At 66.3% G+C, this 13,869-nt stretch carries 14 protein-coding genes; 9 read left to right on the top strand and 5 right to left on the bottom strand.

What is annotated here, in order from left to right; all coding sequences use genetic code 11:
* Window positions 1–155: 155 nt before the first annotated feature.
* Both QNI11_RS08320 and QNI11_RS08315 read right to left on the bottom strand, forming a co-directional pair.
* Window positions 156–1,409 carry a VWA domain-containing protein gene (locus QNI11_RS08320; RefSeq protein ID WP_100926983.1) on the bottom strand — a complete coding sequence of 418 codons (1,254 nt, stop codon included), beginning with the start codon at window positions 1,407–1,409 and terminating at the stop codon, window positions 156–158.
* 91 nt (window positions 1,410–1,500) lie between these two features.
* Complete coding sequence (locus QNI11_RS08315) at window positions 1,501–2,409, bottom strand: MoxR family ATPase (protein WP_283983057.1); 909 nt, start codon at window positions 2,407–2,409, stop codon at window positions 1,501–1,503.
* Between the two features lie 208 nt (window positions 2,410–2,617).
* On the opposite strand from QNI11_RS08315, the gene QNI11_RS08310 reads away from it, so the two are divergent.
* The 6 genes from QNI11_RS08310 to QNI11_RS08285 all read left to right on the top strand — a co-directional run bounded on the left by QNI11_RS08310 (window position 2,618) and on the right by QNI11_RS08285 (window position 9,678).
* On the top strand, window positions 2,618–3,670 hold the full coding sequence (locus tag QNI11_RS08310) for a glycosyltransferase family 2 protein (RefSeq protein ID WP_283983056.1): 1,053 nt from the start codon (window positions 2,618–2,620) through the stop codon (window positions 3,668–3,670).
* The gene (locus tag QNI11_RS08305) at window positions 3,667–4,314 is read left to right on the top strand and encodes a hypothetical protein (protein ID WP_283983055.1); all 648 of its coding nucleotides are present in this window, start codon (window positions 3,667–3,669) and stop codon (window positions 4,312–4,314) included. The genes QNI11_RS08310 and QNI11_RS08305 overlap by 4 nt, the downstream gene beginning before the upstream one ends.
* Window positions 4,314–6,770, top strand: coding sequence for a glycosyltransferase family 2 protein (locus QNI11_RS08300; protein ID WP_283983054.1), 2,457 nt, complete (start codon window positions 4,314–4,316; stop codon window positions 6,768–6,770). Before QNI11_RS08305 ends, QNI11_RS08300 begins: the two co-directional genes overlap by 1 nt.
* Window position 6,771: 1 nt before the next feature.
* Complete coding sequence (locus QNI11_RS08295; RefSeq protein WP_283983053.1) at window positions 6,772–7,473, top strand: FkbM family methyltransferase; 702 nt, start codon at window positions 6,772–6,774, stop codon at window positions 7,471–7,473.
* 87 nt (window positions 7,474–7,560) lie between these two features.
* Entirely contained in the window at window positions 7,561–8,607 is a 1,047-nt protein-coding gene (locus QNI11_RS08290) for a glycosyltransferase family 2 protein (protein WP_283983052.1), read from the top strand.
* A gap of 141 nt (window positions 8,608–8,748) precedes the next feature.
* A complete protein-coding gene (locus QNI11_RS08285) occupies window positions 8,749–9,678 on the top strand; it encodes a phosphoadenosine phosphosulfate reductase (protein ID WP_283983051.1) in 930 nt (309 codons plus the stop codon).
* A gap of 4 nt (window positions 9,679–9,682) precedes the next feature.
* On the opposite strand, the gene QNI11_RS08280 is transcribed toward QNI11_RS08285, so the two are convergent.
* A complete protein-coding gene (locus tag QNI11_RS08280) occupies window positions 9,683–9,973 on the bottom strand; it encodes a hypothetical protein (RefSeq protein ID WP_100926991.1) in 291 nt (96 codons plus the stop codon).
* Window positions 9,974–10,042: 69 nt separating this feature from the next.
* On the opposite strand from QNI11_RS08280, the gene pyrC reads away from it, so the two are divergent.
* The gene (gene pyrC / locus QNI11_RS08275; protein ID WP_283983049.1) at window positions 10,043–11,077 is read left to right on the top strand and encodes a dihydroorotase; all 1,035 of its coding nucleotides are present in this window, start codon (window positions 10,043–10,045) and stop codon (window positions 11,075–11,077) included.
* Window positions 11,078–11,467: 390 nt separating this feature from the next.
* On the top strand, window positions 11,468–11,941 hold the full coding sequence (locus QNI11_RS08270) for a hypothetical protein (protein WP_283983047.1): 474 nt from the start codon (window positions 11,468–11,470) through the stop codon (window positions 11,939–11,941).
* On the opposite strand, the gene QNI11_RS08265 is transcribed toward QNI11_RS08270, so the two are convergent.
* Together QNI11_RS08265 and QNI11_RS08260 are read right to left on the bottom strand one after the other, a co-directional pair.
* The gene (locus QNI11_RS08265; protein WP_283983046.1) at window positions 11,920–12,483 is read right to left on the bottom strand and encodes a DUF4166 domain-containing protein; all 564 of its coding nucleotides are present in this window, start codon (window positions 12,481–12,483) and stop codon (window positions 11,920–11,922) included. The two genes, QNI11_RS08270 and QNI11_RS08265, sit on opposite strands and share 22 nt — an antisense overlap.
* Window positions 12,480–12,938, bottom strand: coding sequence for a thiol-disulfide oxidoreductase DCC family protein (locus tag QNI11_RS08260; protein WP_283983045.1), 459 nt, complete (start codon window positions 12,936–12,938; stop codon window positions 12,480–12,482). The genes QNI11_RS08265 and QNI11_RS08260 overlap by 4 nt, the downstream gene beginning before the upstream one ends.
* Before the next feature lie 144 nt (window positions 12,939–13,082).
* Here QNI11_RS08260 and QNI11_RS08255 point away from each other — a divergent pair, with 144 nt between their 5' ends.
* Entirely contained in the window at window positions 13,083–13,754 is a 672-nt protein-coding gene (locus tag QNI11_RS08255; protein ID WP_283983044.1) for an orotate phosphoribosyltransferase, read from the top strand.
* Window positions 13,755–13,869 lie beyond the last annotated feature (115 nt).

Here is a 13,869-nt window from a genome sequence, read left to right as displayed (position 1 = left end):
AGCAGAGGGGGGTTCCGAGGTCCCAACCGCTGCCAGAGCCGGTCCAGACGTGGTGGGTCGGCGAAGCTGGATCAGACGCGGTTTGCGCGGATCGGATACATGTGGAACGGCGAACACCCTTCCCCGGCACACCCGGCGCAACGCTTGGCCGGGCCTTACAGCATCTGCATCAGCCGGGCCTTCTCGCCCAGATCGTCGGGACGGGAGATCGCCTCGGCCAGTTGCTCCAGCGACGCGATGGAGTGACCCGCCCGGAAGCTGTCGACATGCGGGAGCATCGCACGGATACCCGTGGCCTTCGGCGCGAAGCCGTCCCAGCGCAACAGCGGATTAAGCCAGATCAGACGCCGGGCAGAGAGGTGAAGACGCTCCATCTCCTTCTCCAGTGCGCCCGCGTCGTCGCGGTCCAGCCCGTCGGTGATCAGAAGGACCACGGCGCCCTGCCCCATCACGCGGCGCGACCAGTCGCGGTTGAACTGGTGCAGGCATGCGCCGATGCGGGTGCCGCCTTCCCAGTCCTGCGCTTCCGCCCCCGCGGCCTTCAGCGCGGCATCGACGTCCCGCGTGGCTAAGTGGCGCGAGATATTGGTCAGCCGCGTGCCGAAGGTGAAGGCGTGGACCTTGGCCCAGCCCTGCCCCTTCTCGTTCGCCACCGCGTGCAGGAAATGCAGGACCATCCGGCTGTACTGGCTCATGGAACCGGAGATGTCGCAGAGCACCACGAGGTTCGGCCACCTGAGCCGCGGCTTGGCGTGGGCGATCGCGCGGATTTCCCCGCCCTTGCGCAGGGCATCGCGTATGGTGCGGCGATAGTCCGTCCGCCGACCGTGTGCCGCCGCCTGTGACCGCCGCGAGGCGATGGGTTTGACCGGAAGCGTCAGCCGCGACAGCATCCGCTTGGCCTGCGCGATCTCTTCGGTCGACATCTGTTCGAAGTCGAGCGTGCGCAGCTTTTCCTCGGCGGACATGGTGAAGGAGGCGTCGACCTCCACTTGCGTGCCGCCCTCTTCCTCGTCCTCGGGCTGCGGCACCTCGGGCATGTGGTCGCCCAGCAGCGCTTGCGCCGCGCGCTTCTCGGCGGACTGGGCGGCCTTTTCCTCCTGCACGCCGCGGATCGCGGGCAGCATCATCGACATCATGTGTTCGAGGAACCGCGGGTCGCGCCAGTAGAGCCGGAAGATCTGGGCAAAGACCACGCGATGCTCAGGCCGATTCACGAAACAGGCGTGCAGCGTCCAGTAGAAATCCATCCGCTCGGTAAAGCCCGCGGCCTCGACGGCGCGGATGGCGTCGATCACACGGCCCGGCCCCACCGGCAGACCGGCCCGCCGCAGGGCCCGCGCGAAATGGATGATGTTCTGCGCGAGCTTCGGGTTTTCCGGTATCGTGAGCGGGAGGTACTCCGGCATGTCTGGCCTTCCTGCCGTGGCGGGTCCGGGGGCGCAGTTGCCGCCCCCGATATTGTGCCGGCCCAATCACAGGGGCCGCGTTCAGGGGCGGTCAGGCCTCTTCGAGGGTCTTCTTCGCCTCGTCGAGGATGCGCTTGGCCTCGCCGCCCTCGATCTTCTGGATGTCGTCCTGGTACTTCAGGATCGCCCCCAGCGTGTCGGAGATGACCTCCGGGCTCATGTCGACCACGTCGAGCGCAAGCAGGCACTTGGCCCAGTCGATGGTCTCGGCGACGCCGGGTTTCTTGAAGATGTCCTCGGTCCTGAGCGACTGCACGAAGGCCACGATCTCGCGCGAGAGGGTTTCCGACACCTCCGGCGCGCGGGCGTTGAGGATCTCCACCTCGCGGTCGAACTTCGGATAGTCGACCCAGTGGTAGAGGCAGCGGCGCTTCAGCGCGTCGTGCACCTCGCGCGTGCGGTTGGAGGTCAGGATGACGATGGGCGGCTCCGGCGCCTTGATGGTGCCGATCTCGGGGATGGTCACCTGGAAATCCGACAGCGCCTCAAGCAGGAAGGCCTCGAACGGTTCATCGGTGCGGTCGAGCTCGTCGATCAGCAGGATGGGCGCGCCGTTCTCGTCGGGGCGCATCGCTTGCAAGAGCGGCCGTTCGATCAGGTACTCCGGCCCGAAGAGCTCGGTCTGCAGGGCGTTGCGGTCGGAACCGCCCGCGGCTTCGGCGGTGCGGATGGCGATCATCTGCGCCGGGAAGTTCCACTCGTAGACGGCAGAGGACGCATCGAGCCCCTCGTAACATTGCAGTCGGATCAGCCGGCGGTTCAAGCTCTTGGCCAGCGCCTTGGCGATCTCGGTCTTGCCAACGCCCGCCTCCCCTTCGAGGAACAGCGGGCGGCCGAGTTTCAGCGACAGGAACACGACGGTCGCCAGCGCGCGCCCGCAGACGTACCCTGTAGAGGCCAGCGTCGTCTGCACCTCGTCGATGGAATTGGGAATGGTCATATGGCTCTCCTTGGCCAGAGGTGTCCCAAGCCCCGGGCTCTGGGTCAATAGCGCCAAGGTCGCAGTCCGGCCCGCCCGCGATTGGTAGCCCGATCAAGCAACCGTTGACTGAAAGCCATGGTGGTGACATGATTTCCTGCAACAGAGCCGGGAAACACCGGACACGAGGCGGACGAGCAGCCATGCCTGACACAGACGCGGGGCGCGTATGCGCATAACCGCCGTAACATGCGTGAAGAACGAAGGCCCGTTCCTCTTGGAATGGATCGCCTTCAACCGTCTGCTGGGCGTTACCGATTTCCTGTTCTACTCGAACGACTGCACCGACGGCACGGACGCGCTGCTGGATGCGCTGGCCGGACAGGGCGTGGTGCACCTGCCGAACCCCGCCGAGGGGCGCAACTACCAGATGGAGGCGCTGAAGGACGCGGCACATCAGCCCGTCGTGCGCGAAGCTGACTGGGTCTGGATCGCGGATGTCGACGAGTTCCTGAACGTGCACGTCGGCGACCACACCATCCCCGCGCTGATCGCGGCCTGTGGCAATCCCCAGACCATCTCCGTCACCTTCCAGTTCTTTGCAAACGACGGCGTGGAGACGTTCGAGGACCGGCCCGTGATCGAGCAGTTCACCCGTTCGCACAATCCCGACCTCTGGTGCGGCGAGACGGCAATCGAGGTGAAATCCCTGGTTCGGAAGGATTTCCCGCTACAGTACTTCGGCGCGCACCGCCCCTTCTTCAAGGACAACAAGGGGGAGAAGAAGCGCCCGTCGTGGACAGACGGTTCGGGACGTGGCGTGCCGCACAAGTTCCTCGTCGCCGCCAACCCGCGGCGCATCCGCAAGTTTCCCTCTACCGGCGCGCGGGAATACGCCACGCTGAACCATTACGCGCTGCGCTCGCTCGACAGCTACCTGGTGAAGAACGACCGCGGCGACGTGAACCGCGAGGGCCGCGTCTTCGACGACACCTACTGGCGCGAACGCAACGACCGCGCGCATGAGGACACCTCCATCCTCCGCCACCTGCCCGCCCTCGAAAAGGCGCTGGCCGAACTGAAGGCCGACCCGGTCATCGGACGCCTGCACGACGACTGCGTGCGGCTTCACCGTGAGAAGCGCGACGAGTTGATGGCCCTGCCCGCCTATGCCGAGATGCACGCCCATCTGCGCGACCTGCCGCCCTACCCGCCCGGCGAATACGAACTGATGGTGGAACTGGGCCTCGCCCCCGCCGTGGTGCCGGAGATGGCGACATGAGCGTCAAGCTGGTCAACCTCGGCCTGCCCAAGACCGGCACCACCACGCTGGCCCATGCGCTCGACAAGGGCGGCTGGACGGTGGCCGATCACAAGGTGCGCCGCATCCACACCCGTCAGGTGGGCCTTGGCGGAACCTTCATCGGCCGCCAGCTCTACAACGGCTATTTCGAGACCGGCGATCCCTTCGTCCACCTCGACCCGATCTACGACGCCCTGACAGAGGTCAGCGCCCTGAACGGCGACACCTGCCTCTGGCCGCAATGCGACTACGCGATGATCAAGGCGATGCGCATGGCGCGGCCGATGATGCTCTACGTGGCGACGTGGCGCCCGGCAGAGGAAGTGTCGGACTCCATGCGCCGCTGGAACAACATGGGCACGGATCGCCTGCCCGCCGGTCCGGTGCCGGGCCTGCCGATGGGCTATGGCGGGTCCGACAGGGAGCGCATCCGCTGGATCGAGGCGCATTACGACATGTTGCGCGACCTCTTCGGCGACGACCCGCGGTTCCTGGAACTGCCGATGGGGGCCGATGACGCGCGCGCACGGCTGTCTGCCCATATCGGTGTGGACCTGCCCTGGTGGGGACGGCTGAACGTGAACCCCGAACGCGACGACGATGGTGTGGAGGGCGCGGCCTGATGCGCATCTACGTCCATATCGGCCCCGACGGGCAGGTTGCCGACCGGCTGCAGCGCATCCTCGACGGCAAGCGCGATCAGCTTCTGGGCAAGGGCGTGCTTTACGCGCGCTCGCCCGGGGCGAGGAACCACACCCGCCTGTTCATGGCCGTCTCCGATCCGGAGCACGTGGACTCCCTGCGCTTCAACCGCGGCTACATCGCGCCCGAGAAGCAGCGCGTCCTGCACGACGATGTGGCCCAATGTCTGGCGGAGGAGGCACGGCGCTTCCCCGTCGACACGCTGATCCTGTCGGCCCACCAGCTTGGCACCTCCCTGTCGACCCGTTCGGAACTGGAACGGCTGAAGGCGCTCCTGACCCCGATCTCCGAAGATATCCGGATCGTGGCCCACATCGACGATCCGGCACGGATGCTCGTGTGGCGCTATCCCGGGCAGCTTCTGGAAGGCCGCAGCGGCAGCCTTGCGATGGAGCTGGACAGCGCCGCGGCCCCCTCTTTCTGGGAGGCCGCAATCGCCAGCCGGCCCGACCCTGACCCGCGGGCCGGACAGTTCCCGGAAATCCAGGGCGCCAACTTCTGGCTCGACTTCAGGCGGATGCAGGACGAGTGGGAGGCGGTCTTCGGCCCCGGTTCGATGATGTTCCGCAGCATCGATTTCGCACTGCTCGAGTCGGAGAACGCCCCGGAGGAGGTGCGCGCCGCCTTCGGCATCGCGGACACCATCGGCAAGGTGGAAGTCTGGGACCGGCCTGCCCTGCCCGCCGCCGCATGGCTGACACGCTGCCGGCTGTTCAACGACGCGGTGCTGCGCCTCTTGGCGAAAAAGGAGGTCATCCTGCCCCGTCAGTTGTGGCGGAAGTTCCTGGGCGAGATCAAGGTACACGGCGCCCCGATCGAGGCGGGCAGCCTCGCGTCACTATCGGAACGGTTTGCCAAGGACATCGCCGCGCTCTGCGCGAAACACGACGGGCTGGATGCGGCGCATATGGCACCGGACGCAGCCGTGGCGCCGTGGCAGGAGGCCGATCCGACGAATGGCTTCCGTGCGACGCAGTACCTGATGGCCTTCCGCTGGCGCATCAACCAGGCGACGAAGGAAGAGCTGGCGAACAAGGCCGCCGACCTCGCCCGCCTCGCCGCCCGGACACCGGCGCCGGTCAGCGCTCCGGCTGCCGCGCCACGCACGCCGGCACTCGCGGGTGTCTCCGCAGCCCTGCGCGAGGCTGCGGCCGAGGCGCGCCCGACCGCGCCGGACGACGTCGACCGCATCCTGTCGCCAGCCGCGCGCAAGGTGATGCCGGACCTCGCCAAGCAGAACTTCGTCAAGCTGCAGACATCGCCTTTCGCGCCGCACAACAAGCTGGGCCGCGTCAACGAGGAAGAGCTGGCCGCCGCCTACAACCCCGCCCCGCCGCGCGTCCTGCCGAAGGGAAGCACCGGCCGGGTGATCGTCGGCTGCATGAAGAACGAGGGGCCCTACATCCTCGAATGGGTCGCCTACCACCGCGCCATCGGTTTCGACAATTTCCTGATCTACACCAACGGCTGCGAGGATGGCACGTCCGAGATACTCGACCGCCTGCAGGAGATGGGCGTCCTCCAGCACCGCAACAACGACAACTGGACCGGCAACTCGCCGCAGCAGTTCGCTCTCGACAATGCGCTGGAAGAGCCGGTGATCCGCAATGCGGACTGGATCGCGCACATCGACGTGGACGAGTTCGTCAACATCCGGACGGGCAACGGCACGCTCGACGACTTCTTTGCCGCGGCACCGGACGCGACCAACGTGGCGATGACTTGGCGGCTTTTCGGGCACAACGACGTGCTGAACCTCGAGGACCGCTTCGTCATCGAACAGTTCGACACCTGCGCCCCGAAGTTCTGCCCCAAGCCGCACACCGTCTGGGGCTTCAAGACGATGTTCCGGAACATCGGCGCCTACGAGAAGATCTCGTGCCACCGGCCCAACAAGCTGGCCGACGGCTTCGAGGACAAGGTGAAATGGGTCAACGGCTCGGGCCGCGACATGACCTCAGAGGCGATCCGGAACGGCTGGCGGTCGTCGAAGAAGTCGATCGGCTACGACCTGATCCAGCTCAACCACTATGCGCTGCGCTCGGCGGAAAGCTATCTGATCAAGCGCCAGCGCGGCCGCGCCCTGCACGTCGACCGCAACATCGGGATCAACTACTGGATCCGGATGGACTGGTCGGTGCACCGCGACGTGACGATCAAGCGCAACGTTCCCCGTCTGCGCGAAGAATACGACCGGCTCCTTGACGATCCGGTCCTGAAGCAATGGCACGAGAAGGCCTTCGAATGGCACCGTGCCAAGGCCGATGAGCTGCATGGGATGCCCGAGTTCGAAGACCTGTACCAGCAGGCGCTCACGCTGAAGCTCACGGAAACCGAACGGGTGGCCTATGCGCTCGCCCTTGATCTGGAGAACTGACATGGATGGCAGCAACGTCATCGAAAGAAACGCCTTCCTGCGCTCGCGCGGGCTGAAGATCCCCAAGCATCCCGAACTCACCACGGGCCGGGTGCGGGCCTCGCTGAAGGAGGGGACCTACGAGCGCAAGGAATGCGACGCGGTCATGCGCGTCGTGCGCGAAGGCGACACCGTTCTCGAACTGGGCGGCGGCATGGGCTACATGTCCACGCTGCTGGCGGTGAAGAAGAAGGTGGCCAAGGTCGTCACCTACGAGGCCAACCCGGGCCTCATCGACTACATCAAGTCGGTGCATGCCGCCAACGACGTGACCAACGTCGAGGTGCGCAATGCCCTGCTCGCACCGGAGAAGGGCGACCCCGTGCCGTTCTACATCCGCAAGAACTTCCTCGCGTCCTCCATGGATGGTGCCATCGACGCCGATGCCATCCTGCGCGAGGAAAAGGTCGAGAAGCAGGCCATCGCCCCGGTGATCGAGGACCTGAAACCGACCGTGCTCGTCTGCGACATCGAAGGCGCGGAGGCAGAGCTCCTGCCCGCCGCCGACTGGTCGTCGCTGCGCGTGGCGATCATCGAACTGCACCCGCAGTGGATCGGCCAGAGCGGCGTGCAAGCGGTGTTCGACGCCATGAGCAAGGCCGGGCTGACGTACTTCCCCAAGGCCAGCGACTCCAAGGTCGTCACCTTCCGCAAGGACTGGTAAACGCGGGGCGGAGGACTTTTCGTAGAAAAGTCCTCCGCTTCAAGGAATTTTCTTCGGGAAATTCTTCACGCGAACTCCCGGAGCAGCATGCGCATCACCGCCGTCCTCTGCGTCCGCAACGAAGCGGCCTTCCTGCTCGACTGGATGGCGCATCACCTCGCCTGCGGGATCACGCATGTCGTGGCGCTGAGCAACGATTGCGACGACGGCACGGACGCGATGCTCGACCGGCTGGCCGAGATGGGCCACGTCACGCACATCCGCAACGACGGCCCATACGACAACGGCGGCATCCAGTTCACCGGGCTGAAGATGGCGGACAAGGCCAGGGAGGTGCGCCGCGCCGACTGGCTCCTGCCCATCGACATCGACGAGTTCGTGAACGTCCACGCGGGTGACCGGACCCTGCGCGCCCTGATCGCCGCCCTGCCGGAGGCGACCGCGATCACGCTGACCTGGCGGCTCTTCGGCAATGCGGGCGTGGTGCGGTTCACCGATACGCCGGTCCCGCAGCAGTTCACCCGCGCAGCGCCGGAGATCATGCACTGGCCCTGGCGGGCCTTCATGTTCAAGACGCTCTACCGCAACGACGGCACCTACAGGAAGCTGGGGGTTCACAGGCCGCGCAACCCCGTGGAGGACCGGCTGCCCGACGCCCGCTGGTTCGATGCAGAAGGCCGCGCACTGGACGAGCAGTTCCGCACCCGCCGCATCTTCTCGCCCTTCGGCCAGCCGCTCTACGGTCTGGCACAGCTCAACCACTACCCGCTGGGGGCAATGGAGAGCTACGTGCTGAAGGCGGACCGGGGCCGTGCCGTGCACAGCGACCACGCGCTCGGCATGGACTACTGGGTGGAACGGAACTGGTGCGAGGTCGAGGACACGAGCATCCTGGCCCTGCCCGGCGTGTCCGAACTGCGGCAGGAGTTTGCGACTGATCCTGTTCTCGGGCCGCTGCATCAACAGGCAGTGGAATGGCGGCACGCCCGCTTTGACGCGCTTCTGGCGGAGGAGCCGAACCGCGCCCTTTTCGCCCGCCTGCTCATGGCCCCGCCCGCGCGCGCGCTGCCCCTCGATGCGGCGCGGTTCCTCGCCGGGCATGCCACCAGGGCGCGCATGGCCGAAGAGACCTGACCAGCGATCTGGCGATGGCCCTCGCAGCCACATCTGCCTCATTTTTCCTTAATTCAACACGACAGAGCCACAAATCTGCCCGACCCGGCAGACATTGTTTCCGAAATGGCCGCCCTCACATGTGGCCGCAGAGGACATGGCATGGCAGCAGACAACGGTTTCACTCCGGATTTCAGCGAGCTTGGCCGCGGAGAGTGGCTGACCGCCCTGAAGGGCCTGGGCGAGGAGCACGGCTTTGCCGAGCCCTTGGGCAAGCGCCATGCCGGTATCTTCATCGAGGACGGCGACACCCTGCTCGTGTCGTTCGAAACCATGTCGGGCATCGAGGCCCTGTCGGAGACCCGCACGCCCATGGGCTTCGACATGGTGCGCGATCACGGCTGGTCGTCGCTTTCCGTCCTTTCCCATGGCGACACGTGGTTCCGCGACCCGCGCGTCTTCGGCTTTTTCGACCAGTTGCTGGACGACGGGTTCTTCGACGAATTCGAGCGGGTGATCTTCTTCGGTGCCGGCCCCTGCGGTTATGCCGCCGCCGCTTACTCGGTCGCGGCCCCGGGCGCGCGGGCATTGCTGCTGCAACCGCAGGCCACGCTGGACCCGCGCGTGACGGAATGGGACGACCGTTTCACCGACATGCGCCGCGAGGACTTCACCTCGCGCTACGGCTTTGCGCCGGACATGATCGACGCGGCCGAGAAGGTCTGGGTGCTCTACGACCCTTATGAACGCCTCGACGCCATGCACTCCGCCCTGTTCGAGCGCGGCAACGTCGACCGTTACCGTATGCCGTTCTTCGGCGGGGCGCTGCAGACCGATCTGCGCCTGATGGACATCCTGCCGAAACTGCTGCTCGAGGTCGCCGACGGCACGCTCGACGCCGCTCGGTTTGCTGCACACATGCGTGCCCGGCGCGACCACCCGCCCTACCTGCGCAAGCTGCTGGCCCGGACCGATGCCAGCCAGCGCGACAAATTGAGCCTCATGCTGTGCCGACACGTGACCGCCCGGATGAACGCCCCGCGGTTCCGCCGCCGTCTCGCCCAGCTCGAGGCGCAGAAGGCGCGCAGGTGACGGCTCAGGACCCGCGTCGCAGATATGCCTCGCGCAGGTCCTCCTGGAAATAGCCAAGCGCCGCGACAAGGGTGAACAGGAACACCCGTCCGCCCTCGCCCAGCAAGGACAGGACGGCCGCAGCGGCCAGCAGGCAGACCAGCAATGCCGCCACGCCGCGGTCCTGCTCGGCCAGCATGTGCTCCGATCCGAGCCAGCGGTACAGCCGCTCCGTCACCTGAGCCTCCACATGTCTCGCGCCCCAACCTGCGGCGGCGCCAAGGATCACCGTGAACAGCATCGTTACCCCCTTCATCGCCTCGTCCCGTAATAGCGCGCCACGCCGCTCTGGTGAAGAACGGCGACCCGTGCTAGCGGATTTGCCATGACCCAGATCACGCTTCCCCGCCCGGATGACTGGCACCTGCACCTGCGCGACGGCGCAATGCTGCGTGCCGTGGCCCCCGAGACCGCGCGCCACTTCGGACGTGCGATCATCATGCCCAACCTCGTGCCGCCCGTCGTGACCGGCGACCAGGCCGCCGCCTACCGCGACCGGATCTTGGCCGCGCTTCCCGACGGCAGCGGGTTCACACCGCTCATGACGCTCTACCTGACAGAGACGACAGACCCGGACGACCTCGCGAAGGCCCATGCCGACGGCATCATCCACGCGGTAAAGCTCTACCCGGCGGGTGCGACGACCAACTCTGCTTCGGGCGTGCGCGACTTCGACAAGGTGCGCCCGGTGCTGGAGCGCATGGCAGAGATCGGTTGCCCGCTGTGTGTGCACGGTGAGGTGGTGGACGCCGACGTCGACATATTCGACCGGGAAGCTGTGTTCATCGACCGGGTGCTGGACCCGCTCCGCCGCGCCACCCCGGACCTGCGCGTCGTCATGGAGCATATCACCACTGCGCAAGGCGCCGATTACGCGCGCGAAGGCGGCGATAACCTGGGGGCGACGATCACCACGCATCACCTCGTCATCAACCGCAATGCCATCCTCGTCGGGGGGATCAAGCCGCACTACTACTGCCTGCCCGTCGCCAAGCGGGAGGAGCACCGGATCGCGCTGCGCAAGGCCGCGACCTCCGGGGATCCGAGCTTCTTCCTTGGCACCGATTCCGCGCCGCACCTCGATCCGCTGAAGGAAAATGCCTGCGGCTGCGCCGGGTGCTTCACCGCGACGAACACCCTGTCGATCCTGGCCGAGGTCTTTGAACAAGAGGACGCGCTGGACAAGTTGCAGGCCTTCGCCTCAGAGAACGGGCCGCGTTTCTACGGCCTGCCGGTAAGCGACGAGACCGTGACCCTGACCAAGGGCGCGCCCCTCGACTACCCGAAGAAGATCGACACGGCAGACGGCCCCGTTACCGTCTTCGATCCGATGATGCCGCTGCACTGGCGCGTCGACTGAGCGGAAAGCCGCTGTGGGGACATTCAACGCCGCCTTCGGGCGGCGTTTTCGTTCGGTCCGGAGGGCTGGCGCATCGAGGAAATGGGGCGCCGTCCGCCTGTATCATGCCGCGGAAAAGGCCGGTGCCCGGCGAACAAGCACTGTCATTGACGCCCAATCGCTTGCATGGCCGGCCATCTGGCAAGCGCAACGCGGCACCGAAATGGTTCTGTTCCCCTGTGCAGGCTTGCGAGAGATCGTGGTGGATGGCGGAAAATGCGGCAGCGGAGCCCCTGCCAGAGCCGCTAAGCGCGTCAAAGGGACCGAGGTGTTGAAATCTCAAACCTTATTCATCTAGGCTGGTCGGCATAACGGTCAATGCACCGAGGGACAGAAAGAAGGAGACCGCCCATGGACGCTCTCATCGACCTGCTTCTGGACTGGATCGGCGAGAACAGTGCCTATCAGACCAGTGACCTTGAACCCCCGGCGGTCGTGGAACTCGGCCCAAAGGAACTGACCCGCGAATACTACTACGGCCGCGCGCACCTCATCCCCGAAGACGGCGTCGACGACCGGCTGAACGCCATCTACATCGCGAACGAGGGGCCGGAAGGCACGATCTTCATCCTCTCGCCCGACCAGATCGACGGGGCGGAGAACTTCACCGATCCGCGCGACAACCCGCTCTGGCGCGAAATCCTTCTGCATGAGCTGGTGCACCACGCACAGCACGACCACGGCGCCGTGACCTGGACCTGCATTTCCCTGTCGGAGTCGGAGGCCTACCAGATGGGCGGCGCCTTCCTGCGGGAGATGAACGTCCCCGACCCGATGAAGGACCGCACGGCCAGCGACAAGATCTACAAGTCCTGCGACGGCTGAGCCTGGGTATCGGCGTTCCGCACGGGCATCGTGTGCAGGTGCCCGGAGTAGGATACGAGCCGCCCCAGCAGCGGCAGGGCTATCGACACGTCAAACCTGTAAAGTCCGGCTTCCTGCCATTCCCTGGCCGCCACACGGGGCCAAAGCGCGCGGGGCAAGGATACGCCAAGCATCATCACCTGCTCCGCCGCGAGCCTGAGGCCGCCAGCCTCCGGAACAAGGCGTGTATCCACCCGGATCAGCCCCAGCCGCTCCGCCAGCAGCCCGTCTTTGGTTGCGTCAAGACGCGACACCATGCGGGTTTTCCCGATCTCCCGGGTCCAGCGCGCCCCCTGCCCGTCGGCTTCTGTCACCAGCCGGAACGGGACATCCCGCGCGGCACGGGGCAGCCCCACGGCCCGGGCCAGCAGCCGTAACGCCCCCGCATCGGCAGGTGTCACGGCGATCCGCCCCTCGAACGCGCCAAAGCCCGCGTGCAAGGCCCGGCAGGCAGGCGGCAGCGCCGCCATCCGGTCGCCCAGCAACATGGCATAGGGTGTCACGAGATCAGCCGCCGCCGCAGTTCGGGATCGGGCAAGGCGCAGAGGTCGGTCTTGCCGAAGTGATACCGGTTCCTCGCTATCCGGGCATAGAGCCAGTCCTGCACGCCCAAGGGCAGCAACCCGAGCGCCCGAAGGGGCCGGAACCCGTGATGCAGCCGCGGGAACAACGCCACGATGGCGTCGAGCGACCCGCGCGCCTGCCCCTCGTGCAGCATCAGCCAACTGTCGGGATCGTCCGGCGACAGGTCGTAGTGTCCCAGCAATCCGCGGCCCAGCGGCGATTGCGCCGTGCAGATGCGGACCGCGTCTTCACGATCCAGCCGCGCGATCCGGCGCGCGGTGGCGGAGCAGAGCGCGCAGTCCCCGTCCATGACCACGAGGATGCAGGCATCGTCGAAGGCCGGAACCTCCGGATCGTCGCGGTAGGAATAGGGCTGGCGCGGGGCGGGGCGCATGGCGGTCTCCTCTTGCGGCAGGATACACCGCCTTTGCCCATTGCACATGCGCGAAATGGTCCCCTTGCACCAAGGCACAAGCGCGCCCCTTCCCCCCCTGATCAAAACCCGCTAATCGACGCCTGACCCAAAGGAGTGCCGCCCATGATCCCCTCGACCTACCCTTCCGCCGAAGAAATGGCCCGCCTGACCGCGCGCATGCTGTGGGAGATCGAGGCGGTGAACTTCATGCAGGATGAGCCGTTCAAGCTCGCCTCCGGCCAGCTGAGCCCGGTCTACATCGACTGCCGCAAGCTGATCTCCTTCCCGCGCATCCGCTCCACCCTGATGGACTTCCTGACGGTGACGGTCATGCGCAACGCGGGCTTCGAGGCCTTCGACAACATCGCCGGCGGCGAAACGGCGGGCATCCCCTTCGCCGCGCTGGTGGCCGAGCGCATGGCTCTGCCGATGACCTACGTGCGGAAGAAACCGAAGGGCTACGGCCGCAACGCCCGGATCGAGGGTGCGATGACCGAGGGCCAGCGCGTGCTTCTGGTGGAGGACCTGACCACCGACGGCGGCTCGAAACTGTCCTTCGTCGATGCGATCCGCGACACCGGCGCGACCTGCGCGCATACGGCGGTGATCTTCTACTACGGTATCTTCCCCGAGACGATCAAAACGCTGGGCGACCACGGCGTCTCGCTGCACCACCTGTGCACCTGGTGGGAGGTTCTGGCCGAGGCGCCGGAGAAGCACGCCGGCGTCCTGTCGGAGGTCGAGTCGTTCCTGAAGGACCCCCACGCCTGGCGTGCGGCCCGCGCCGGAGCCTGAGGGACCGCACCCCGGCCCGTCAAAGCAGGGGCTTCCCGGCGCTGACGTTGCGTCACAGAAATTTCACGTTCCCTTGCGGTGTGTCCCAGCCGACACGCCGATGAGTCGCCCACAG

This window comes from Sagittula sp. MA-2, from assembly GCF_030126985.1.
Taxonomy (GTDB): Bacteria; Pseudomonadota; Alphaproteobacteria; order Rhodobacterales; family Rhodobacteraceae; genus Sagittula.
Note: the sequence above shows the minus strand (reverse complement) of the source record. Positions and strands in the feature narration are given on the sequence as shown.